This is a genomic window from Flavobacterium sp. ENC, from assembly GCF_020991415.1.
Classification (GTDB): Bacteria; Bacteroidota; Bacteroidia; order Flavobacteriales; family Flavobacteriaceae; genus Flavobacterium.
The window spans coordinates 21,608-45,012 of record NZ_JAJMOY010000011.1 but is presented as its reverse complement, the minus strand read 5'-3'; the positions used below and the strand labels follow the sequence as shown (position 1 = coordinate 45,012).

Genomic DNA, 23,405 nt, shown 5'->3' with positions numbered 1-23,405 from the left:
TTTTATAACAAAAAAATAATTTACGCCGCGTTTGAAAAAGCAGCTTCGGAAACCTCTCCGTCTTATGCGACTTTTCCTTATATTTAGCTGTATGAGCTGTTTATGTGTCAAAGATTTAAAGGCCGGGCTTAATTGTTTAATATTCCAACCTTTTTGTCTAATTTAGCACCACATAAGCAATACAGCGTATTTTCCTGCGGTATTGTGAACAACAGCACACTAATAATTTAGTTAATTTGAAAACTATGAACACATTTGATTTTGGCATTGTCGGTCTCGGCGTAATGGGCCGTAACTTACTTTTAAACATTGCCAGCCAAAAATTTGCCGCAGCAGGTTTGGATTTAGATGCCGAAAAGGTCAACTCTCTTCAGCAGGAAGCTGATGCCGAACATACACTCGAAGCAACAACAGACGTTACACATTTTGTCGGGCTTTTACAGCGTCCAAGAGCTATAATGCTATTGGTTCCTGCCGGAAAACCTGTCGACAGCGCCATTCAGAGCCTGCTTCCGCACCTTGAGGAAGGCGATATTATCATTGATGGCGGTAATACTTATTTTACCGATACAGATCGCAGGTTCCTCGAATTATCGGCTAAAGGAATCCACTTTTTCGGTATGGGAATTTCCGGAGGTGAAAAAGGTGCCAGATTCGGTCCAAGTATGATGCCCGGAGGAGATAAAAAAGCCTACGAAAGACTGCGCCCTATTTTTGAAGCTATAGCAGCAAAAGTGGACGGAGAACCTTGTGTAGAATATTTAGGAAACGGATCTGCAGGGAACTACGTTAAAATGGTTCACAACGGAATCGAATACGGAATTATGCAGCTTATCTCGGAAATTTATGACCTGATGAAACGAGGTTATAATCTCGATGAAGATACGATTCAGAAAACTTTTGAAGAGTGGAACGAGAATGATCTTAAATCTTACCTGATCGAAATAACAGGCCATATCCTGAAACAAAAAGACACTAACGGTCAACGACTTATCAACCAGATATCAGACTGGGCCAAATCTAAAGGAACAGGAAAATGGACTTCCCAGAATGCCATGGACCTTCAGGTTCCGGTTCCGACCATCGATGCTGCAGTAGTGATGCGCGACATGTCGAAAAGCAAACCTGAAAGAATTGAGGCAGCCAAAAAACTGATCTGGAATACTGATGCGCCAGCTGTAAATACGGCAGAAGCCATTGATTCCCTTAAAGAAACATTGTTTTTTGCTATCCTGATTACCTATGCGCAGGGACTGGCACAGCTTAGAACGGCTTCTAAAGAATACAATTACGAATTAAATCTGGAGACTGTTACCAAAATATGGCGTGGAGGCTGTATCATTCGTGCCAATGTGCTGGAAGATTTCCGAAAAGCATTTGCAGCAGAACCCCACTTAGCCAACATCCTTTTAGATGATACTATTGCAGAAAAACTGAATCAGAGTCAGGCCGGAACCAGAGCAGTCATTCAGTATGCCGTACAAAAAGGATTGCCTGTAGCAGGACTAATGAACTCACTGGCTTATTTTGATGCTTACCGATCTGAAAATCTTCCAACCAACCTCATTCAGGCACAGCGTGACTATTTTGGAGCGCATACTTACGAACGTATCGATGCCCCGGGTGTCTTTCATACGGAATGGAATGATTAAGAACTTAAGCGACGCAAAAAATGAGTAAAGTAAAGAATAGCACCCCAACAATCATCGTTATTTTTGGGGCATCAGGTGACCTTGCCAAAAGAAAGCTCTTTCCCGCCTTTCAAAATTTGTTCCTTGACGGCCGTATGCCGGAAAAGTTTCAGATTATAGCACTGGGAAGGGCGGAAAAAAGCGATGAGGAGTTTCGCAATTACGTTTTAGAAAATTTAAACACGTTTTCAAGAAAAGCGACACTCTCACCGGATGAAACTAAAAACTTCGTTTCACATATTACCTATTTAAGACATGATATCGACAAGGAGGAATCTTATCATGAATTAAATTCAAAATTAACCAGTATTGATGAGCTCTTCGGGATCCGTGCCAATCGACTTTTTTACCTGTCCATTGCACCTTCCTTTATTAGTACCATTTCGGTTTATATCAAAAAAATAGGGCTTACGCCAAATGTCAGTCAGGACCGTATTATTATTGAAAAGCCTTTTGGCTACGATAAAACGTCAGCGATTGCACTCAACGAAATGCTTTCACAAACGTTTAAAGAAGAGCAGATTTACCGCATAGACCATTATTTAGGTAAGGAAACCGTTCAGAATATCCTTGCGTTCCGTTTTGGAAATTCTATGTTTGAGCCTTTGTGGAACCGTAATTTCATTGACTTTGTCCAGATTACTGTGGCCGAAGAAGTGGGCGTTGAAGAACGCGGCGGATTTTATGAAGGAGTCGGAGCTCTGAAGGATATGATACAAAACCACCTGCTTCAGATTTTATGCATGACGGCTATGGAAGCTCCGGCTTCACTGGGCGCCGATGATATCCGAAACCGTAAAGCAGATGTTTTACGCTCTATTCGACGCATCAAACCCGAAGAAGTGGATCATTATACAGTGAGAGGCCAGTACGATGCGGGCGTTATAAAAGGCAATCCTGTAGTGGGATATCGCCAGGATAAAGGAATCGCACCGGACTCGAATACGGAAACCTATGTGGCCATGAAAATATACCTGGACAACTGGAGATGGCAGGGCGTTCCGTTTTATCTGCGTTCCGGAAAAAGAATGCAGGAAAAACAGTCTTCGATTGTCATTCAGTTTAAACCTGTGCCCCATTCCTCTTTTTCATATGGAAATGAAGGAATGACGCCTAACCGACTTATTATCAATATTCAGCCATCAATGGATATCAAGCTGCAATTTATGACCAAAAAGCCAGGGCTGTCACTTTCGTTGCGGCCTGCAGAAATGGTATTCGATTATTTCCAATGTTCTACAATGTCGCCCGAAGCTTACGAAACGCTGCTTTCCGATGCTTTGGCGGGGGATCCTACCCTATTCATGCGTTGGGATCAGGTAGAACAGGCCTGGGATGCCATCGATACGATTCAGGAAGTGTGGAAAAATAATGCCCCTGTTGATTTTCCGAATTACAAAGCCGGAAGCTGGGGACCGGAAGCCGCAGATGAATTACTGGCCAGACAAGGACATGCGTGGGTTTCCAATACAGCAACTGAAAACGAAAAAGTAAAATGATACAGATATTTGATACTATAGAAGAAATTAATAGTACAGCAGCAGACATTTTTGTGGCGTCTGCCCAAAAAGCAATAAGCGATAAAGGTAAGTTTTCGGCTGTACTTACGGGAGGTTCATCCCCTGCAGGTATTTACCGCTTACTGGCTTCAGCCGATTATAAAACGAAAATTGACTGGAACAAGGTTTATATTTTTTGGGGCGATGAACGATGGGTTCCGCTTGAGGATAACCTTAGCAACGCCAAAATGTCTTTTGAGGCACTTTTAAGCCATGTGCCAATTCCGCAGGAAAATATATTTACCATGTATGAAGACGGCATTTCAGCTGAAGATTATGCCGTGAAATACGAACAATCCATCAGAAGTATTTTAGGGTCTGAGGGAAAATTTGACCTGATTTTACTGGGAATGGGAGATGATGGTCATACGGCTTCGCTGTTTCCGGGGGAAGCGGTATTAAACGAACAGGAAAAATGGGTAAGCGCCTACCGTCTTGAATCCCAGAACATGCATCGTATTACGCTGACTGCTCCACTGATTAATAAAGCAGAAAAAATTGTCGTAGTCGCTTTTGGTGAAAAGAAAGCACATGCCCTGAAAGAAGTACTGCACGGAGCTTACAATCCTTCCCTTTATCCGATGCAGTTAATTAAACCTGTTTCAGGAGAACTTTTATTTTTAGTAGATAAAAAGGCTGCGGAGAAAGCGTAACAAACTTTTTCGGACTTAAAAATCAGAAACTGAATAGTAAAAAAACGAGTTAAATATCCTGATCAGGACGTTTAGCTCGTTTTTTTATGCTTCAGCGTCCGGGATCAGTATTATTTTTTGAAAATTTCGGTACTTAACTATTTTGTAATTTAAATGACCATACCTCTTGCACAGTAAGCATAAAAGTTTTTATTTTAGGTAAGATTAACCTGTTGGGTATAATTTACAGAAACGCTGATTTGATCTAAAAACAAAAAGATAAAAGTATAAAATTGAATAAAACATCTTTATTCTTTTAAAAATCATGGTCATCCTGAGCGAAGTCGAAGGACATCCTAAGCGAAGTCGAAGGCCTTTTTTTACAGGAAAGGGCTTCGACTCCGCTCTGCCTGACACCAGTTTTGAATACACCCAACGAGTTAAGATTAAATGACTATTATTCGTCTGTACTTATTGTAAGCTGCCTTACACTAAATACAATGTTTATAGCAAGATAAACTCAAAAAATATAATTTTTAAAACCATGCCAAATAAAAAATCAGACAAACAAAAAGAAGAAGAAAATGAACTGGTGCTTTCTTATCTGACGATGAGAAATTTAATTGGGTTTTCGGGAATATTACTTCCCCTCATTTTAGTTCTGACCACCAGAGGAGAAATCGGCGAAAAACTCATCGAACCCTCCATCAGTGATTATTATTACACCAGCAATGGAGATGTACTGGTGGTGCTTTTGAGTGTGCTGGGCGTATTTTTATTTACGTATAATGGATACAATATTATCGAGAAAGGATTAACGACACTGGCTGCCTTTTGTGGTATTGGTGTCGCCTTTAGCCCGACAGCTACAAGTACTGCGCGTTCTTCCAGCATTCATATTGCCCATGAAACTGTTCCGATGGTATTGGGCATTGAGCGGCATTTTATTTTCGCCGGTTTATTTTTTATTGCTTTGGCAATTATATCATTAGTCTATTTTCCAAAACTAAAGGACAACGAAATCGTAGTCAGCCCTCAAAAGAAGAAACGAAACATCATCTACATTATTTGTGGCTGGGTTATTCTTGGCTGCATCGTACTTCTTGGAGTGTATTTTATTTTGAAACCGCCGTTTTTACAAAATGTTCCGGTTGTATTTATTCTTGAAACGGTAGCCATTGAAGCTTTCGGATTATCCTGGATTACGAAAGGACAAACTTTGTGGCCGGACTGTGAACATTATCTGGAAAAAGGCTATCATGATTTAAAAGAGGCATTGAAATAGCCCTAAAAAAAACATCTGACATATAACTATATGCCAGATGTAATCACAAATCAACCTTCAATTAAAATCTTATTTTACGATATACGAAACCGTATCTGCTTCACAAAGCCGGAAATAGCCGAAAGCAAAATTACTGGCATCCGTGGTATTCACAATATTACCTCTGATATTACCGGGAGGAATAGAAAACGGATTTCCGCCATACCCTTCCAAAATTAAATTCATATAATCATAAAAGTTTTTAGAAATGCCGCGGTGTGTAATTTCAACAGTATTGCCCGGCTTCATATCTTCGTCTGAAAATCGGGTGCTTATTTCATTCCCGTTAAACAATTCATCATCGGTCAGTTCATATTCAGGATACAGCAGGAACTGGCTTTGATAATCGGTAAGATAAAAATTAACCTGATCGGCAGGATCCTTATAATAAAAAGTCAGTTCGATTACATCTTCCCCGCCAAAATCGGGAACTATTTTTTGTTCGATTTTATCGATTGGCGTGACCGATGTCAGTTTTTCGACCGCTGTAAAACTTTGCCCTTCTGCGGTTACGTACAGCGTGTATTCCGTATTGAGAACCGGAACAAAATTGGTACATACATAAGAACCGGGTTCTGTTTCATTAAACGTAAAAACAGTACCTGCGCTGTTCTCCACTCGCACCTGCGCTCCGGAAACTTTTGGTGTTGTATTGTTATAATAGGGAGCCGTTTTGCTGATTTTTATAACCTGTTCATTACCCGTAGTTCCTTTTTTCCAGATGATCTCGCCATCTATGACTATTTTAGGTGCACCGCTTTCGAGATCAAGGTTTACGACATCTTCACAAGATGAAAAAATTAGTATAAAGAGAAGGCTGAATAAAGTAAGTGCTTTACTTTTAAAATTATAGTTTTCAATCCTTTGCATATTCATTAAAATTTAAAATTATAGGAAATACCCGGTACTATTCCGAAAATAGACAGTCTTCTGGTTTCATTGGCTCCCGTATCCTCATTGGTGGTAAAAGTCATGGAAGCTGCATTTTTTCTGTTGTAAACATTATAAATACTAAACACCCAATAGCTTTGCCATCCTTTCTTTTTATCGGGTTTAGGCGTATAGGTCGCTGCAAGGTCTAAGTGGTGAAAGACCGGCAGCCTGTTTTCATTTCGAAGCGAATAATTCGGAATATTGATCCCTCCAAATTCATAATATTCATTCGCATACGTTACCGGCTGACCGGACTGCAGGGAAAAGTTAGCATTAAAAGACCACTTTGGATTGTATTCATAACTCCCTACAATGCTCAGATTGTGCAGCTTGTCATATCCGGACAAATACCAGTCACCATTGGCGATTCCCGGTTCTTCTGCTGTTCTTCCGGGAGTTTTTTGTTCTGCCCTCGATAAGGTATAGGAAACCCATCCGGTAAAATCCCCGGTATTTTTTCTAAACAATAATTCCATACCGTACGATCTGGCTTTACCATTTAAAATCACCTGTTCTATATCATTGTTTGCCAGAATATCTGCCCCGTCAATATAATCGATACGGTTCTGGATTTTCTTATAAAATAATTCTCCTTCAAAAGAATAATCGCCGTCCTTAAAATTTCTAAAATAACCCGCTGCATATTGATCGAGCAGTTGTGGTTTTGTAAAAGGTCCGCTTGGTGTCCAGATGGTCATGGGTAACGGAGACTGGGTATTGGACAACATATGAATGTATTGCGCCATTCTGTTATAACTTGCCTTTACGGAATTATCATCATTAAAAGCGTAGGATAAGGCAACCCGCGGTTCCAGATTATTAAATTTGCTAATCGTTTTTCCCTTTCCGTACGATATGCTTCCGGTTGGGGTTCCTTCCTGGTAAATATGGTATAGCGGATTATACACTACGGCATTACCATTTTCGTACGTATTGATATTTTCATCCCCTAAACGATAAAACATACTGTAACGAAGTCCGTAACGAAGGTTCAGTTTCTTCGTAATCTGATGTTCGAAATCCAGATAGGCCGAAGATTCCAGGGCGTATTTTTTGTCCAGTTGCTTGTAATTGAACTGCGAATCAGCACTGGTAGGCTGTACGGTACCGGGGTTAAAATCATAATACTGACCATCAATTCCGTAGTTTAGTTTTAACTTTTCTGAAACGGTATGATTCCACGCATATTTAAGACCATAACTGGATATTTTGTTGTCCCATTCGAAATTCTCGGACTGCAAGCCCAGATTGAATTTATAATCACTGTAGAAAACAGACAGATTGGTATTTATATTATCCGAAAACTTATGTTTCCAGCTTAGGATTCCCATTGTATTCCCGTACGTGCTGGAAAAACGATCATTAATATCGAAAACATCATTCCCAAAGTATCCGGAAAATGCAATGGTGTTGTTGGCTCCCAAACGGTAATTCAGCTTTGCATTCAAATCGTAAAACATAGCAGAATTCTTATTGTCTGCCAGCTTTAAAAACAGGTGCGCGTAAGAAGCACGTCCTGCAATAATAAAAGACCCTTTTTCTTTCTCGATCGGACCCTGCACCAATAAACGGCTTGAGATTAAACCAATACCACCGTTTACTTTGTAGTTTTCAAAATCCCCGGTTTGCTGGCTGACATCAAGGACAGAGGAAACGCGTCCTCCAAATTTTGACGGAATACCCCCTTTGTATAAATCCAGACCATTTACAACATCGGCATTAAAAATGGAGAAGAATCCAAACATATGCGAGTCTCCGTAAACCGGGGCACCGTCCAGAAGAATCAGATTCTGGTCGGCTGCTCCCCCACGAACATTAAAGCCCGATGAGGCTTCTCCAGCATTTGTAACTCCGGGCAATGTCAGTATTGATTTTAAAGGATCCGGCTCGCCCATCGCTGCCGGAATCCTTTTGATTTCTTCCATAGAAAGTTTATTGACACTCATTTGGGTATTTCTGACGTCGACAGCTTTACTGTTGGTGATAATTACCTGTTCCAGTTCCTGGCTGTCTGCAGCATCCATGAAAAAATTCATCCTTGTATCATCAGCAACGGTAAGCTGTTTTTCTTTGTTTTTTAATCCCAGATAGCTGATCAGGACGGTATAACTGCCTTTATCCACTTCCAGGGAAAACTTTCCGTCTGCATCGGTTGTGGTTCCTGTTGAAAGTTCTTTGATAAAAATATTAGCCCCGATAACAGGCTGTTTGCTTTCGTCAAAAACCTGACCGGTCAGCTTATTTTTTTTTTTCGGTGCCTTCGTTACTTTTTGTTTGACGAAAATATTATTACCCACTACCGAAAACTGTAGTAACGCACTCTTGTTAAGTTCATTGATCAGTTCCTTTATTTCGATATTTTTATAAGTGTGTTCCTGGGTAAAGTACTTCTGGCTCACATTAATCTGATCGGTAAAGGCAAATTTAAAATCGGTCTGCTGCTCAATTTGCTTAAAAAATTCTTTTAATGTTACTGTTTTATCGACAGTTACGGTTACGTTTTGAGAAAACATACTCCAACTGAATAAAAAAAAGCATGCTGAAATTATATGCTTCATGAAATTTTGTATTTTTGAATATTATTAAATGGAATAGTTTTTATACTATCCTGACTATGAGGAGGATGTTTAGTTTCGCGGCTAGTGCATCCTTTTCTTTTCTACTGAAAAGCAATCTGTTTTAATGCTTCATTTACTTCAAAGTTTAGGTTATACATTTCTGATATTAATTGAACAATTGTTTTCAGGTCTTCTTTTTTGTTGATACGGACTGTAATTCGCTGGTTGTTATATTCCTCCGGAAAAATCACTTTATATCCGTAATGCTGCGTGATGTAAGCACTAACAGCGGTAAGCTTTTCGTTTTCAAAATCAGTAAACCTGTTAAATTCGGTTACTGAAGCTCTATTGTCTTTTCCGTACGTAAAGGTCTCACCGGGCACCAGGATCCATTTTTTATCCTGATCTTTTACACTCATCTGAACACTTCCTTCATAAAGTGCTACTACTACCCCGTTTTTCGTATCGCCTTTTACGGTAAAAGAAGTACCTAAAACGGTAGTTGTCGTTTCGTCGCAAAAAACCTGAAAAGGATGTTTTTTGTCTTTTTTTACTTTAAAGTACGCTTCCCCTTCCACTTCAACTTTTCTGTTGATTGAAAAATCAGCGGTATATTCAATTTTAGAAGCCGGACTTAATTCAACCCTTGAACTATCGGGTAAGAATATGGTTTTTACTGCAGAGGTGGTATTTTCAACAACATTTCCGGCAATTGAATTACCTGTCTGCAGTGGATCTTTCCATAAATAAATTCCGGTACCCGCCAGCATTACAATCACTGCAGCGGCGGCCGCATACCTGCGCCATGCTACATTTTTTTTCTGTGAAGGAAAGGTCCCGGAGCGGAATGCTTCCCAGGAATCTTCTTTTGTACGATCAGAATGTGCCATGGGTTTCTCTTCCCAGATCTTTCTTAATTCCTCATCCATTTTATGCTCGTCCATATCTTTGGGGCGTTATAGTTTTTGACAATGAAATCCCTGCTTATTAAAAACACCATAGACCATTTCCTTGATCTCCCTGTTGGTCTCAATTTTAAGAATATGATACCCTTCTGTATCAAAATTCATGATACAGTCAGAAATAACAAACTGAAGCAGCTTCACAAGATAACCTGCTTCCTCTTTTGTTTTAACATCTGTTTTGTAAACCTCTATATCCATCTTTATGGTTTGTTTTTATAGATAACAAACGAGAATGGAAAAGTTCCTAATGGTTTTCGATTTTTTTTCGAATAAATTTACTGGCAAGATAAATATGATTGGCGATCGTCTTCTCGGAAAGATCCGTAATCGCTGCAATCTCCCTATAGCTAAGGTTTTCCAGTTTGTGTAATGTAAATATTTTTTGCTGCTGTTCGGGAAGCTGATTGATGAAGGTATACAACTTTTCTTTTCTCTCCTCAAAATTTCCGCTATCAGTCACTTCGTCTGCCATCTCCACTTTTAAAGGATCAAGCTGAATTATTTTATTTTCCCTGTTAACGTGATTGATGATAATATTCCGGCAGATGGTAAACAATTGTTTGTCCAATAAAACGTCTTCATGAAGTAATTCCCTTTTATCATAAAGCCTTAAAAAGGTTTCCTGAACAAAATCCTGCGGGGTAAGGACGGAAAAATCAAATCGTCTGGCAATATGGATGAGTTTATCATAGTAATTCAGATAGACCTCTTTGAAGGCTGCTTCATTACCTTTTTTTAAACGTAAGATAAACTTTCTATTGTCCATAAATTAAATAGGATCACTACTCTTAAACTTAATGACTTCAATAATATTGTGTTTTAAACTTTAAATTTAAAATAAGGAATCTATTGAATCACTTTGCTTTCTTCAATACTGCCGTAAAATGCAAAGAACAGTAATTTAATTATAAATTTATGTCCGCCGCGATAAAATTTGAGCATTTGCAGCTATTGAAGCGCTTTTGATTAGTAGTAATTTCTCCAAATATGTTACAGCCGAAAAAGAAGATTCAGGAAAAAATCCGCAAGCCTTTTGGTAAACCGTTTGAGACAAGGCCTTTACCATTGCATGGGCCTGTTTTTATTTTGTCCACCAAACAGCATTGCCAAAAACCTCCAGATTAGTTCCTTCGCTTAAAGCTTTTATTCTTACGCTATGTGCACCCGGTGCTGCATCTACGGGGGTTTCTATCCGCCACAAATGGGTGCTGATTGTTTCCGGCTTTGGAAATTTGGATATTTTCATACTGTCATATCTTCCCTCGCTTTGCAGGCGATACTGTTTTAGCACATTAGGGGAAATCCCTTCATACTTCGTCATTTCGGTCCATTTTCCCTTATCAAAACTGATGTACACTTTTGTAAATTCATCAGCTGCAAATACATTGGCATAAATAAAAGTATCGTTCAGAATATTGAGTGTCGTGTCCCATTCATTTACTTTCGGAACGGTAATGTCTATTTGTTTTCCGTCAGGAGCTCCGGAAACTTTGTAGTGGTATGTGTAGTCGTCAGGAGTTATTCCTACAGTCCAATATCCTTTCGGGGTGCCATCATACATTAAGGCAAACGGAATCTGATCGAGATCATGCGGCCCTTCCCACCACGACCCGCAAACGGCCCCGGCCACTAATTCATGAATAGGCTGTCCCGTTTCCCTCGCAAAATATTTATGGTATTGAGTATGGGTATGTCCGGCGCTGACTGACACCTTTTTAAAAGGTTCCAACGATTTGATAATCCATTCTTTATCTTCCATTTCCTCGAGCGGAATATGCATCAATAAATGTATCGAATTATAATTGTCTTTTTTTGCTGCAATCAGATTAGTGATGAACTCCTTTTGCATTTCATCAACGCGGCCTACATATCCTTTTTCATTAACGGGATAAATATTATTCAATACCAAAAACAATTGTGTTCCGTACTCAAAAGCATAATAGGAAGGACCAAAAACGCTTTCAAAACTTTTATCCCTGTCCTGAAAAGCGGTTTCCTTAAAATTGAGATCGTGATTTCCAATCGTATAAAAAACAGGAGCTCCAATAAGTCCCAAAGTCTCGGACAAAGGCTTAAAAATATTCAGATTATCGAAAGAAAGATCCCCGAGCGGCACTATAAAATCAATTTCCTGATCCATTAATTCTTCCGTGACCAATTTTCCGACATGGTGAATATCGTCCATAACATCTACCTGCGTATCTCCCAGCAGAACCACTTTTAAATCTTTCTTTTCTGCATGGGAAATCAACGGGAAATTATACTTTTTAACCGCTTTTATTTCATCGAAAGGGACATAAAAGACAACACTATTTTGTTTGTTTTTCTTCGAAATATAATTTTCCGGTTTAATTACAAAAACGGTATTTCCTTCTATTTTTGAAATCGTATATTTTCCTTTCGAATTGGTCCGAACAATATCTTTACCATTGGATACCAAAACATTAGACAACATTACCTCATCTTTATCAGGAACCTCATTTTTGTTTGTATCTGCAAAGACAACTCCGGATATTTTATCGTGCTGCTGTCCAAAAATAAACATACAGCTGCAGGATAATACTACTGTTAAAATAATTTTATTCATAACTATTTTTTAACGGAAATTAGAAGTTAATAAAAAACCGCAGTTTTATAATTTTCATTGTAAAACTGCGGTTCCTTTTTTGGCAAAGCTGTTATTTTGTCCCTAACAACTGCATTATTTTGCTGTAAATTTCGGTGTTCTGATACACGCCCATAAAATTCTGAGCTCCGGGACCGTAGGCAAAAACAGGCACCGTTACCGAGGTGTGGTCGTTGGTGCTGAAGCTTCCGTGTACATAGCCTTTTTCGGTACTGCCGTCTATTAAGGAAAGTCCGCCAGTCTCGTGGTCGGCTGTTACAATCAATAAAGTTTCCGGGTTTTTATCTACAAATTCCATGGCCTGACCCACCAAACGGTCAAAATCAAGCAATTCACGTACTACATATTCTACATTGTTGCTGTGACCGCCGTAATCAATCTGAGCGCCTTCGGCCATGATAAAAAACGGATTCGGTGTTTTGGAAAATGTATTCGTAGCTTTTAATAATGATTTCGCTAAAAAATCGCCTCTTCCGTCTTTTCTCGAAACTACAGCAGCATTTTCCAATACGACAAAACGGGAATTGCTGATCGTATCCAAAGCGCTGAAGTGATCCGAAAAAGTGTAGCCTTTTTGCTGTAAGGCTTCCGCCAGATTTTTACCGTCTTTTCGGGACCTGAACTGGTTATTTCCTCCTCCGATTAAAATATCAGACGGATTGGATAAAAAATCTGCGGCAATGGCTTCGTTGTAGCTTCTGTCGGACTGATGGGCATAAAAAGCAGCCGGTGTAGCGTCTGTAATATCACCGCACGAAATAATAGCGGTTTTGTATTTTTTCTTAGCGAGCAATTGTGTTATGGACTCCACTGATTTTCCTTTTTCATCGACACCAATAAAACGGTTATTGGTCTTATGACCGGAAGCCATAGCGGTTGCTCCTGCCGCCGAATCGGTAATATAACTGTCCGAAGCTTTGGTAATCGAAAATCCCTCTGTCGGAATATTGAACATGTTTAACCTTCCTTTATTTGCCGTGTAACCTGCATAAATCTGGGTCAGTCCCATTCCGTCACCGATAAGAAGAATCACATTCTTCGGACGTTTATTTTTGGGAAATACCGAGCCGTTTTTAGGAACATAGGTTTCGTAAAACTCCGTGTTCTGGTAAAAAGTAGCTTTAATATTTTTAATGAATTGCGTCAATGCCGACGTATTATCCGTTGCGATGTAATCCACATGCAGATTCATCAAAGTCATCCACGTATTCACATTATCCTGAGTAGACCAGAATCGGATTTTTTTATTTTGATCGTGTACTTTTTTAATGATGGCCTGTATTTTCTCGGAATCAGCCTGCGTCAATACACCTTTACCATTCCAAACCGTCAGTTCTTTAAGATCTTCACTGATCATGTGTACTTTTGAAAGTTCCTGCTCCGTATAGGTTTCGTTAAGTCTTCCGTCAAAATAAATAAAGGCCGGATATTCGTTCCATTTGGAGGGAGCCGGTCTGTTGCCGGAAATAATAACTTTAAAGTTTTTATTTGAAATGAGTTCTGGAAAAGCATTTAACTGTTCCGCAATTACTTTTAAAGTTGGTTCTGCTTCCGACTTGATATCGATCATCAAAATTAACGGTTTGTCACTTTTATAAGCTTTCCCCCCTAACGCTTTAAATTTCAATAAAAGCGGCTCCAGGTAAAGGTTTTGAAGGGAATTGGCGGGATTAATTTCCTTTGAGGTATGCGCCACAACCAAATCGTTTTTAACCAGAAAAACATCGGCTTCGATAACGCCTGCTTCATTGGCGTAAGCTTCATAAAAAGGAAGCGGACTAGCGTAATCATTATGGGAATGAATATTAACAGAACTGTATTCCTGTGCCTGTGCGAAAAGGCAAAAATGGAGGCACAAAAGCGCGATTATTTTTTTCATCTGTACTAGTATTTGTTCTTTCTGAAAGCTCTGGGTAAACTTCAACAAAAAGAACATAAGTTATTGGTATTGATTTAAATACATTTTAATTCTTACACTAAAAAATGTATCGTATTTTGTAATCCGAAAATAGAAACCAGTCCTTTAACGAAAAGACTGGTTTCTAAGTTATTTATAAATCATTTGTTTTTTATTTACGACCGCAGACTCCTGTAAAGCCTGCAGCGTAAAAAAAAAAACACAAACTAAATGAAACTACTTTTTACCAGCCCTTATTTTGAAATAAAGCACCTTTGCTTACTGCAATCTCATCTGGTGGTATCGGCCATACATGGTGAATGGCAGGATTAAAATTACGGGCAGGATAAATCACTGTTCCGTCATAATGGTGCAATGGTTTTGCGTAAGTGGCCTGCGCATCACCCCAGCGCACTAAATCGTAATGACGGTCGGTCCATTCTCCCGCTAATTCGCAACGTCTCTCTCTTTTCAGATCGGTCATTGTAGCGCCCGAAATACTGGCAAGACCCGCACGGTTGCGAATCATATTTATTTCTTTATCGGCATCCTGTCCTTTCATTAATTTAGATTCCGCCAGCATCAGGATCACATCGGCATAACGCAAAAGCGGTACATTCAGTGCTGTGGAAGGTTTATCCCCGTTGGCATTTACATAACGAATGTCGATTCCTCCCGAATTCGTTTTGGCATAACCGAAAGGCTCCATGTATTTTTTAAACTGATAGCCTGTTCTGTTACTGGAACTCACTACATATTTCCCTACGTTAAAAGTGGCTAATTCGCCGAAATACATAAACTGATCGCCTTTTTGTAAAATCGTGGCACTGCGTCTTTTATCGGCAGGATCATAAGTATCAAATAATTCTTTGGTTGGGTAGAAATTTCCCCAGCCGTTGTAAACACCCCAGCCTTTGTCTTCCAGGCAAACTCCCGGGAAGATAGAGCCAAGGGAAGTATTCTCAGCGCTTGAAGTAACCGACCAGATGTATTCGGAAGACCAGTTATTCTTTATTTTAAAGACATCTTCAAAATTAGGAAGCAACGCATGTTTGCCACTGTTAACGATCATATTGGCATATTTGATCGCGTTGTCCCAGTCTTTTGCATACAGATAGGTACGAACTAAATAGGCCCAGGCCGCAGTTTTATGTGCACGTCCGTAATTATCTGTGGTCAGTTCATTAAAATAAGGCAGTAAATCGGCCGCTTTTTGTAAATCGGCAGCAATATAGGCGTAATTTTCAGCTACATTTTTGGCACGGGGCACATATACATTCGTTGGGTCATTTCGATCCTGAATCGGAATTCCGGCGCGATCATCACCATAGCGATAGGCCAATTCCAAATGCATCACAGCATGGTTGAAATACGCTTCACCCAGCATCATGTTTCTCGTTTTTTCATCTAATGCAATATTGGGAACATTACGGATCACATCATTACAACGCTTCATAATTTCGTAATGCAGCCTCCAGATATCCTTCGTATCCGATTCTGATCCGTCTACAATAAAATTTTTGATACGTTCTGCATTTTGTCTGGGTTTGGTTCCGATATCATCACTGGCATTGTTCAGCCAGAAAAAACCGCGTCCATACATATTATCATCCGAATACAAGGCATAAATAGCATTTACGCCTGCTTTTGCATCTGCGGGTGTTTTCCAGAAATTCCCACTCGAAGGAGCTCCCTGAGGTACCAGATCAAGTTCGCTTTCGCAGGCTGTCGTACCTAGCAGCATTGTAAAACTCAATAATAAAATACTTAATTTTTTCATTTTGTCTGTTTTAATATTTTTTAAAAAGTTGCGTTTATACCTGTCATGTAAATTCTGGAAAGCGGATATTTCCCTAAATCCAGACCGAAATTGTTCAGTCCTACTTCAGGATCCATTCCGGAATATTTGGTAATCGTGAAAAGGTTTTGGGCGGAGATAAAGAATCTCAGATTTGCTTTTCCGTTTAACCAGCTGTCTTTAACGGTATAACCAATGGCCACATTTTTCAATCTCAGGTAATCTGCCTTTTCAATATAAAAATCAGAGATTCTTCCGAAGTTATTGTTGTTGTCCGTTGCCGAAAGTACCGGTATTTTAGTGTCTGTGTTCTGCGGTGACCAGGCATCTTTAGATTCTGCCAGCAAATTGTACCCCGGGAAAGAACCATTCAGACCCGTATATTTTACAGCATTAAAAACACTGTTACCGGCTGCTCCGCTTAAAAAGATATTCATATCAAAGCCTTTATACCTGAAATTGGTATTTAAGCTGAAAGTTGTTTTTGGAAAAGGATTTCCTAATACTACCCTGTCATTGTTATTGATTACACCGTCTCCGTTTACATCTTTAAACTTCATATCTCCGGCAACAGCATTCGGCTGATAGACTACACCTGACTTATTTACATACGCTTTTGCTTCTGCCGTGCTTTGAAACAATCCGTCTGTGGCATAGCCGTAAAAAGCTCCTACCGGGCTTCCCACCTGATAAATATTCGCTAAAGGCAAACTACGAACCCTGCTCAGATTAAGCGGCTCCAGGGAAGTTAAATCATCTTTGATGGAAACAATTTTGTTATGTAAAAAAGCGGCATTTGCTGTCACATCAAATTTAAATTCGCCTTTTGTTTTCTGATACGTAAGACTTGCTTCAAGACCTTTATTCTCTACATCACCCGAATTTACGATTCGGCCTAATGGTGTTCCTGCCACTCCCGGCAGCTGATCGCGAACCAGCATGTCTTTGTTGGTCTTTTTATAAACATCTACAGATCCTGTAAGCGTATTGTTGAAAAGGCTGAAATCCAAACCTAAGTTGGTTTGTTCGGAGCTTTCCCATTTTAAAGCCGGATTTGATAATTCACTTTCGGAATACCCATAATTAATCACCGGAGTCGATCCGATCAAAGCGGAAGTCTGGTTTAACGGCACACTAAACTGGTACGGTCCAAGGTTTCCTAAATTTCCGATTTCACCCCAGCTCGCGCGCAATTTTAAATTGTTTACCGTTGAACTGATGTTTTTCATAAATCCTTCCTCAGAGATCAGCCATCCTGCAGAAACAGAAGGATAGACTCTCCAACGGTTGGCTGAAGTAAGTTTTGAAGTACCGTCACGACGCACAATTCCGGAGAACAAATACTTTTGATTAAAATCATAATTTAACCTTCCCACATAAGAGGAAATAATCTCTTCTGACATTCCTGCGCCCAACTGCTGAATTAATTTTGCATTCAGCAAATAACGCTGTGAAGGATCTTCATTATCAAAGCCTGTACCCGATACACTGTAAAAATCCCTTTTCGTATCCTGGTAGGTATATCCCGCCAAAGCTTTAAAATTATGTTTCCCAAATGATCTATCGTAGGAAAGTGTCTGCTCCCCCAATAAATCAGTCGTCGTAGAAGTCGTTTGTGTTAACCTGTTAAAGTCAAATACTTTACCCGGCTCTGTAATTTTCACCGTAAAATCCTTGTAATCGTTCTGGATCCTGGTATATCCCCAGTTGGATTTGATTTTCAGGCCTTTGATAATTTCCCACTCCGCATAAGGATTGATCAGTATCGTTGAAATTGGATTGCTGTTATCCAGTCTTTTCAGATACGCCACCGGATTGATCACGTCTCCGTAAGAACCGATATATTTCTCCGGAACCCCTCCAAAAAGTCCGGAACCGTCTTCTCGGTACACCGTTGCATTTGGCGGATATAAAATCGCTCCTAAAATGGCTCCTGTATAAGCACTGGACGTATTGGCGCTCTGACCATTCGTTAAGGAATACGTCAGGTTTTCTCCTATGGTAAAGTTGGGTGCCAGTTTGAAAGAAGAATTGGCTCTTGCGGTATAGCGGCTTGCATCTGTATTTAACAGAATTCCTTCGTTTTTACGGTAACTCCCCGACAGGAAGAAATTCGATTTTTCTGTTTTTCCATTCACCGAAATAGACAAATCCTGAATCTCACCCGTCTGGAAAATTTCATCCATCCAGTCGGTTTTAGTAATTCTGGCTGTCGGTTCAAATGCCGGATCAAAAGCAGGAATTCTTGGTAATCCCGCGTTATCCCTGGCCGTGTTCATAGCATCTGCATATTCTGCGGCGTTAAGTACTTTCAGTTTTTTGGCTACACTCTGAAATCCTCCCTGATAGTTCACATTTACATTCAGACGCTCCGAAGTTCCTTTTTTAGACGTAATTAAAATTACCCCCCCGGAAGCTCTTGCTCCGTAAATGGCTGCCGAAGCCGCATCTTTCAAAACACTGATCGAAGCAATATCATTCGGGTTAATGGTATTTAGTGAGCCACTGTAGATAATTCCGTCCAGAACAATTAAAGGCGTTTCTGCATTTAGCGAACCAATACCACGAATATTGATGGTTGGTTCTCCTGTAGGATCACCTCCATTATTGATAACCGTAACACCTGCTACTGTACCCTGAAGCAAATCGGCAGCAGAATTATAGGTTCTGCTGGACGTTTCTTTCATCGAAACAGATCCTACAGCCCCTAAAACTTCATTCTTTTTGACACTTCCGTATCCCATTACCACCACTTCCTGTAATTGTTTTACATCGGCGGCTAATTTGACATTCAGATTCTTTTGTGTCTCTGTAACTTTGATTTCCTGAGTAACATAACCCACATAGGAAAAAATCAGCAAAGCTTCAGAGGAATTGATTTCCATGGTAAACGTTCCGTCAAAATCGGTCGTTGCCGTTGCGCTTGATCCTTTGTCTTTAATACCTACTCCCGGTAAAGGCATCCCGTCATCACCGCCAAAAACAGTTCCGGATACCGTAATTTTATTTTGTCCGGCATCGCTGATTTTCTGATTTCGCTTAATGACGATGTTGTTGCTGATAATTTCATATTTCAGAAAAAAACTGCTGCAGATCTTATCCAGAGCATATTCCAGCGTTACATCGCTCAGTTTTAAACTTGCTTTCTGATTGGTATTGATCTGATTGGCTTCGTACATAAAATGTACATCAACCTGTTTTTCAATCTTTTGCAGAATGTTTTTTATATTTTCATTTTCTACTTTTAATGTTATTCTTTTATCCATATCAACATTTCCGGCTTTGGCCGTTAATCCGATAAAAAATAAAGCAATGAACAGGATTAATTGGGGCATAACGCCTTTTTTAATACTTTGACACTTTGCGACGTACCGCATTTGTTTTTCATTCATAATGGTGTTGTTTTGATTTTTTTTTGTGATTGTTTTTGTTTATTGTCAGGTATGCGTTCTGTGTTTATTGAATTCTGTACACTCCCGATTCGATTTTGTAATTGGCATTGATGATATTACACACCAGTCCGATGACCTGATCCGCCGGAAGTTCCTTGAAATAGGCACTTATTTTGAGATTATTCAGATTCTTGTTTTCAATGGAAATGGCAACATTATAATTTCGGTTAATCGTCGCTATCACTTCAGGCAAAGGAGTATCCTCAAAAACAATAATGTTTTTTCTCCATAGTGAAATGGAGTTCATCGGGATATTACTAAAGGCGTGTAAACTGCTGTTTTTCGATTTAAAAACAACTTTCTGGCCCGGCGTTACATAAACATTCTCGTCCGTTACCGTAGATTTCACATTTACTCTCCCCGTCAGAACCGAAACCTCCTGAGTGGCCTGGCCCGGATAGGCCTGCACATTAAAACTGGTGCCCAGTACTTTGGTATCCATCTTGTCAGTGTGAATGATGAAGGGATGCTTTTTATCTTTGGCAACATCAAAAAAAGCTTCGCCTGTCAGATACACTTCGCGGGTGTCTCCGTTAAATTTACTCGGGTATTTTAGCAGACTTCCTGCATTAAGCCAGATCTGGGTTCCGTCACTTAGCGTTATTTTGGTATGTTCTCCCGGTTTTGCGGCATATTGTCTCGTTGTGATGGTTTCTGAATTCAAAAAGAAGAATCCCGTTAATCCGGCTGCAAACAAAAGAGAAGCCGCCATCATCCAGTTTCTGTTGTTCAGGAAAAATACCTTATCTGATTTTTTGATCGCTCTGATTTCTTTTTTAAGTTTTGAAATATCGGATGCAATAACAATCTCGTCTGCGGATATTTCTTCCGGATTGTCATACCACTTGTTCCACATTTCTTTTCCTTTTAAGGAAGGCTTACCTTCTAAAAAAGATTTTATATTTTGATGTAATTGCTCAGGCATTATAATTTTTTATAGCTTTAATAATAAGTCTCGGGAATTCCGGTTTCAGGTAGGTGCTCCAGGTTACGCTTTTGTTAAGAAAATAAAGAGGGCTGGGAGTTGAAATCTTATTTTAGTTAAAATCACCCAAATAAAGTCGCATGAATTTCAAAGCATAGCTGATATGATATTTCACGGTCTCATGCGAGACATTGAGTTCTTCTGCTATTTCTTTGTTGGAATATTGTTTGAAACGGCTCAGGATAAAAACCTCTTTGGCTTTTTTAGGCAGTAAGGAAGTCGCTTTGTCTAAAGCTTCCTGAAGTTCATCATGATAGATAGATTCTTCGGTAGTATTATTACTTTCTTCTATAGAAGAATTACGATCGGAAACTTCTTTAATATATTGGTCATTCACCATATTGGACCTGATGTAATCCAGCGTTACATAACGCACGGAAGTATACATATAGGCCGAAAACTTTTTCTGAATGACTAGCGTCTTACGTCGCTCCCAGATAGTTGTAAAAACTTCCTGAACAATCTCTTCTGAAATTGGAATCGATTTCATTCGCTGGTAAACAAAGCGGACCAGTACATCCCTGTATCGGAAATACAACTCATCAAAAGCTCTGTCTTTCCCTTGTTTCAAAAGTGAAACAAGTTCTTCGTCACTGTATTTTTTATACATAATACATCACTTTTGCAGCAGTTGCCAAATAGACGGTGTTTTCTGAAAAACGGAATTCAGTTGTTTTTCCGCGATGTATTCTTACTCTAAAAAACGACATATATACAAGTATTGGGTTCTTATAATATGTCTCCAAAATTAGCGCTGAGGGTAGGTCAAAAAGGTTACGTTTACATTAATAAAACAGCACTGTTACTAAACATATTATTAACATTTGGCACCCGATGTTATCCCAATGTGGCGGCGGAGAAAGAATAAACTTACGCTAAAAAATAAAATTTGGCCAGTTCCTTAAAATCTGCGCTGTGAAAAGTATCGATAAAAAAAATGGGCACTCATAAAAAATTATGAATGCCCATTTTGGTAACTATTATTATTTTATTTGCCCCAGGTCAGGTAGCAGCTTCCAAATGTAAACCCGGCACCGAATGCGGTAAGCAATAATCGGTCTCCTGATTTGAAATCATTTTGAAAATCCCACAAGCATAAAGGTATCGTCGCAGCGGTTGTATTGCCATAGCGCTCTATATTTACCTTTACTTTTTCCATGGGTACGTTTAAGTTATTGGCTACTGCATTTATGATTCGGATATTGGCCTGATGGGGTATCACCCAGTCAATATCTTCTACCGCCAAATCATTACGGTCCAGAATTTCAGTGCAGGTGCTCGTCATGCTTTCTATAGCATGTTTGAAAACGGTCTTTCCATCCTGTTTTACAAATTGCTCACGGTTTTCTATGGTGTCTTTATGAAAAGGTTTAAGAGAACCTCCTCCTGAAACAGACAGGAACTCACTTCCCATTCCGTTTGTTTTTAATACAAAATCTTTTAAGCCGTTATTTTCAGACGGTTCCAGCAATATGGCGCCGGCACCATCTCCAAACAAAATACAGGTATTTCGGTCTGTATAATCTATAATCCTGCTCATGGTATCTACACCAACCACAATTATTTTTTTATGTCTTCCTGATTCTATTAAAGACGCAGCCGTTGATAAAGAATATAAAAAACCACTACAGGCTCCGTTAAGATCGAAACCCCAGGCATTTGTAAGTCCTGCTTTATGGCATACTACGGGAGCAGTTGGGGCGAGTAATTTATCAGGTGTTGCGGTTGCCAGTATTAAACAGTCAATTTCCGAAGGATCGGTACCGGAGTTCTTCAAAAGGTCATTTATAGCTTCTATGGCCATGTCTGAAGTTGCTTTTTCAGGATCCGTCAAAATACGTCTTTCTTTTATTCCGGTTCGCGATACAATCCATTCATTGGATGTATCGACCATTTTTTCAATTTGGTAATTATCAAGTACAGTACCCGGAACATAGCCACCTACGGCAGTAATGGCCGCTAAATTATTTTTTGTCATTGCTAACGAATGTTGTTTTTTTATTGCAGAAGTCTGCAAATGTAAAATTGCCCATGCCGTTTTTCTGTGATTTCAGAATTTATATACTATTGTGGTTGTATTAAGAACCTTTTCATTCTTACTTTAAAATATTAAAAGCTATTTTTTTAGTACTAAAACTTAATAGTAATAAAAAAAGCCAAAAGCATTTTGCAGAGTTACGTGAGAGTAATAACCCGCAAATGTATCAAAAAAAGTTGATTAAGTCTTATTTTTATGGCTTAATCAACTAAAAAGAAATAGGTTTTAGCTAAGCTATTCGCTTGAGTTCAATTACCAACTGTGATATATCAATTAGAAACCCGATTCATACGAACCACATTTACCGGATCGACTAACAGTTCATCTGTCATTTTTGCGAAATTCTGAAAATGATCCGATTGGATATGTGCAGCAAATGCTGCTTCATTTTCAAATTCTTCAATCATGTAAAAAATTCCGGCGGTGACATGATCCTCATAAAGTATGTACTCCAGACATCCCGGTTCATTTCTGGTAGGTGCTATTAAAGCCAGCAGGGCCTCTTTTAATGCCTGTTTCTTATCGGTTTTTGCTTTTAAATGGGCAATGGCCCTAAATGTATTTGTCATGATTATTTATTTTATTTTTTATCCTAAAAGTGCTGTTCCGCCTATCAGCCTGTCTATCAAAGCATAACAGCAAATGATACTGACTATGGTGTAAACAATTGCCAGTAAAATCAGGCAGCTGAAAATAGAAGGCCAGTATTTTAAGCCAATGTGCTGCTCCTGATTTAGTCCATAAACAGTAGAAATCTTTTGGTTAAGCGTAATCCAAAACCAGACTAAAAGCGATGCTATTGCTATGAAAAATAAATTTATTAGTAGAAATTTAGTTTCGTAACCCGCCATTACTAAATCAACGATAAAAACAATACCGATAATTACTGAGCTGGTAACAGCTAGTATACTTGTTAACTTAAAGATTTTAAACATGGATTCTGTTTT

At 39.3% G+C, this 23,405-nt stretch carries 18 protein-coding genes; 4 read left to right on the top strand and 14 right to left on the bottom strand.

The window, feature by feature from the left end; translation table 11 throughout:
- Positions 1–245 precede the first annotated feature (245 nt).
- The 4 genes from gndA (at position 246) to LPB89_RS20025 (ending at position 5,167) form a co-directional block, all read left to right on the top strand.
- Entirely contained in the window at positions 246–1,652 is a 1,407-nt protein-coding gene (gene gndA / locus LPB89_RS20040) for an NADP-dependent phosphogluconate dehydrogenase (RefSeq protein WP_230703418.1), read from the top strand.
- 20 nt (positions 1,653–1,672) lie between these two features.
- The gene (gene zwf, locus LPB89_RS20035; protein ID WP_230703417.1) at positions 1,673–3,190 is read left to right on the top strand and encodes a glucose-6-phosphate dehydrogenase; all 1,518 of its coding nucleotides are present in this window, start codon (positions 1,673–1,675) and stop codon (positions 3,188–3,190) included.
- The gene (pgl, locus tag LPB89_RS20030) at positions 3,187–3,903 is read left to right on the top strand and encodes a 6-phosphogluconolactonase (protein ID WP_230703416.1); all 717 of its coding nucleotides are present in this window, start codon (positions 3,187–3,189) and stop codon (positions 3,901–3,903) included. The genes zwf and pgl overlap by 4 nt, the downstream gene beginning before the upstream one ends.
- 523 nt (positions 3,904–4,426) lie before the next feature.
- A complete protein-coding gene (locus LPB89_RS20025; protein WP_230703415.1) occupies positions 4,427–5,167 on the top strand; it encodes a PrgI family protein in 741 nt (246 codons plus the stop codon).
- A gap of 69 nt (positions 5,168–5,236) precedes the next feature.
- Here the strand turns inward: LPB89_RS20025 and LPB89_RS20020 are convergent, their stop codons facing one another.
- From LPB89_RS20020 to LPB89_RS19955, 14 genes are all read right to left on the bottom strand, one after another.
- A complete protein-coding gene (locus LPB89_RS20020) occupies positions 5,237–6,076 on the bottom strand; it encodes a DUF4249 domain-containing protein (protein ID WP_230703414.1) in 840 nt (279 codons plus the stop codon).
- A gap of 5 nt (positions 6,077–6,081) precedes the next feature.
- Positions 6,082–8,697 carry a TonB-dependent receptor domain-containing protein gene (locus LPB89_RS20015; RefSeq protein WP_230703413.1) on the bottom strand — a complete coding sequence of 872 codons (2,616 nt, stop codon included), beginning with the start codon at positions 8,695–8,697 and terminating at the stop codon, positions 6,082–6,084.
- 101 nt (positions 8,698–8,798) lie between these two features.
- Positions 8,799–9,641 (bottom strand): FecR family protein, encoded by an 843-nt coding sequence (locus LPB89_RS20010; protein ID WP_230703412.1) that lies wholly within the window; start codon positions 9,639–9,641, stop codon positions 8,799–8,801.
- 12 nt (positions 9,642–9,653) lie between these two features.
- Positions 9,654–9,860, bottom strand: coding sequence for a hypothetical protein (locus LPB89_RS20005; RefSeq protein ID WP_230703411.1), 207 nt, complete (start codon positions 9,858–9,860; stop codon positions 9,654–9,656).
- A gap of 46 nt (positions 9,861–9,906) precedes the next feature.
- Positions 9,907–10,428 (bottom strand): RNA polymerase sigma factor, encoded by a 522-nt coding sequence (locus tag LPB89_RS20000; protein ID WP_230703410.1) that lies wholly within the window; start codon positions 10,426–10,428, stop codon positions 9,907–9,909.
- A 315-nt stretch (positions 10,429–10,743) separates the two neighbouring features.
- Positions 10,744–12,249 (bottom strand): calcineurin-like phosphoesterase family protein, encoded by a 1,506-nt coding sequence (locus tag LPB89_RS19995; protein WP_230703409.1) that lies wholly within the window; start codon positions 12,247–12,249, stop codon positions 10,744–10,746.
- 91 nt (positions 12,250–12,340) lie between these two features.
- Positions 12,341–14,167 carry an alkaline phosphatase gene (locus LPB89_RS19990; protein ID WP_230703408.1) on the bottom strand — a complete coding sequence of 609 codons (1,827 nt, stop codon included), beginning with the start codon at positions 14,165–14,167 and terminating at the stop codon, positions 12,341–12,343.
- A 262-nt stretch (positions 14,168–14,429) separates the two neighbouring features.
- Positions 14,430–15,965, bottom strand: coding sequence for a RagB/SusD family nutrient uptake outer membrane protein (locus LPB89_RS19985; protein ID WP_230703407.1), 1,536 nt, complete (start codon positions 15,963–15,965; stop codon positions 14,430–14,432).
- 20 nt (positions 15,966–15,985) lie between these two features.
- The gene (locus LPB89_RS19980) at positions 15,986–19,318 is read right to left on the bottom strand and encodes a SusC/RagA family TonB-linked outer membrane protein (protein ID WP_230703406.1); all 3,333 of its coding nucleotides are present in this window, start codon (positions 19,316–19,318) and stop codon (positions 15,986–15,988) included.
- A gap of 121 nt (positions 19,319–19,439) precedes the next feature.
- On the bottom strand, positions 19,440–20,360 hold the full coding sequence (locus LPB89_RS19975; protein ID WP_230703405.1) for a FecR family protein: 921 nt from the start codon (positions 20,358–20,360) through the stop codon (positions 19,440–19,442).
- Positions 20,361–20,472: 112 nt separating this feature from the next.
- Positions 20,473–21,030, bottom strand: coding sequence for an RNA polymerase sigma-70 factor (locus LPB89_RS19970; RefSeq protein ID WP_230703404.1), 558 nt, complete (start codon positions 21,028–21,030; stop codon positions 20,473–20,475).
- 378 nt (positions 21,031–21,408) lie between these two features.
- Complete coding sequence (locus tag LPB89_RS19965; protein WP_230703403.1) at positions 21,409–22,398, bottom strand: beta-ketoacyl-ACP synthase III; 990 nt, start codon at positions 22,396–22,398, stop codon at positions 21,409–21,411.
- Positions 22,399–22,727: 329 nt separating this feature from the next.
- The gene (locus LPB89_RS19960) at positions 22,728–23,027 is read right to left on the bottom strand and encodes a putative quinol monooxygenase (protein ID WP_230703402.1); all 300 of its coding nucleotides are present in this window, start codon (positions 23,025–23,027) and stop codon (positions 22,728–22,730) included.
- Between the two features lie 18 nt (positions 23,028–23,045).
- Positions 23,046–23,393 carry a hypothetical protein gene (locus tag LPB89_RS19955; RefSeq protein ID WP_230703401.1) on the bottom strand — a complete coding sequence of 116 codons (348 nt, stop codon included), beginning with the start codon at positions 23,391–23,393 and terminating at the stop codon, positions 23,046–23,048.
- Between the last annotated feature and the right edge of the window lie 12 nt (positions 23,394–23,405).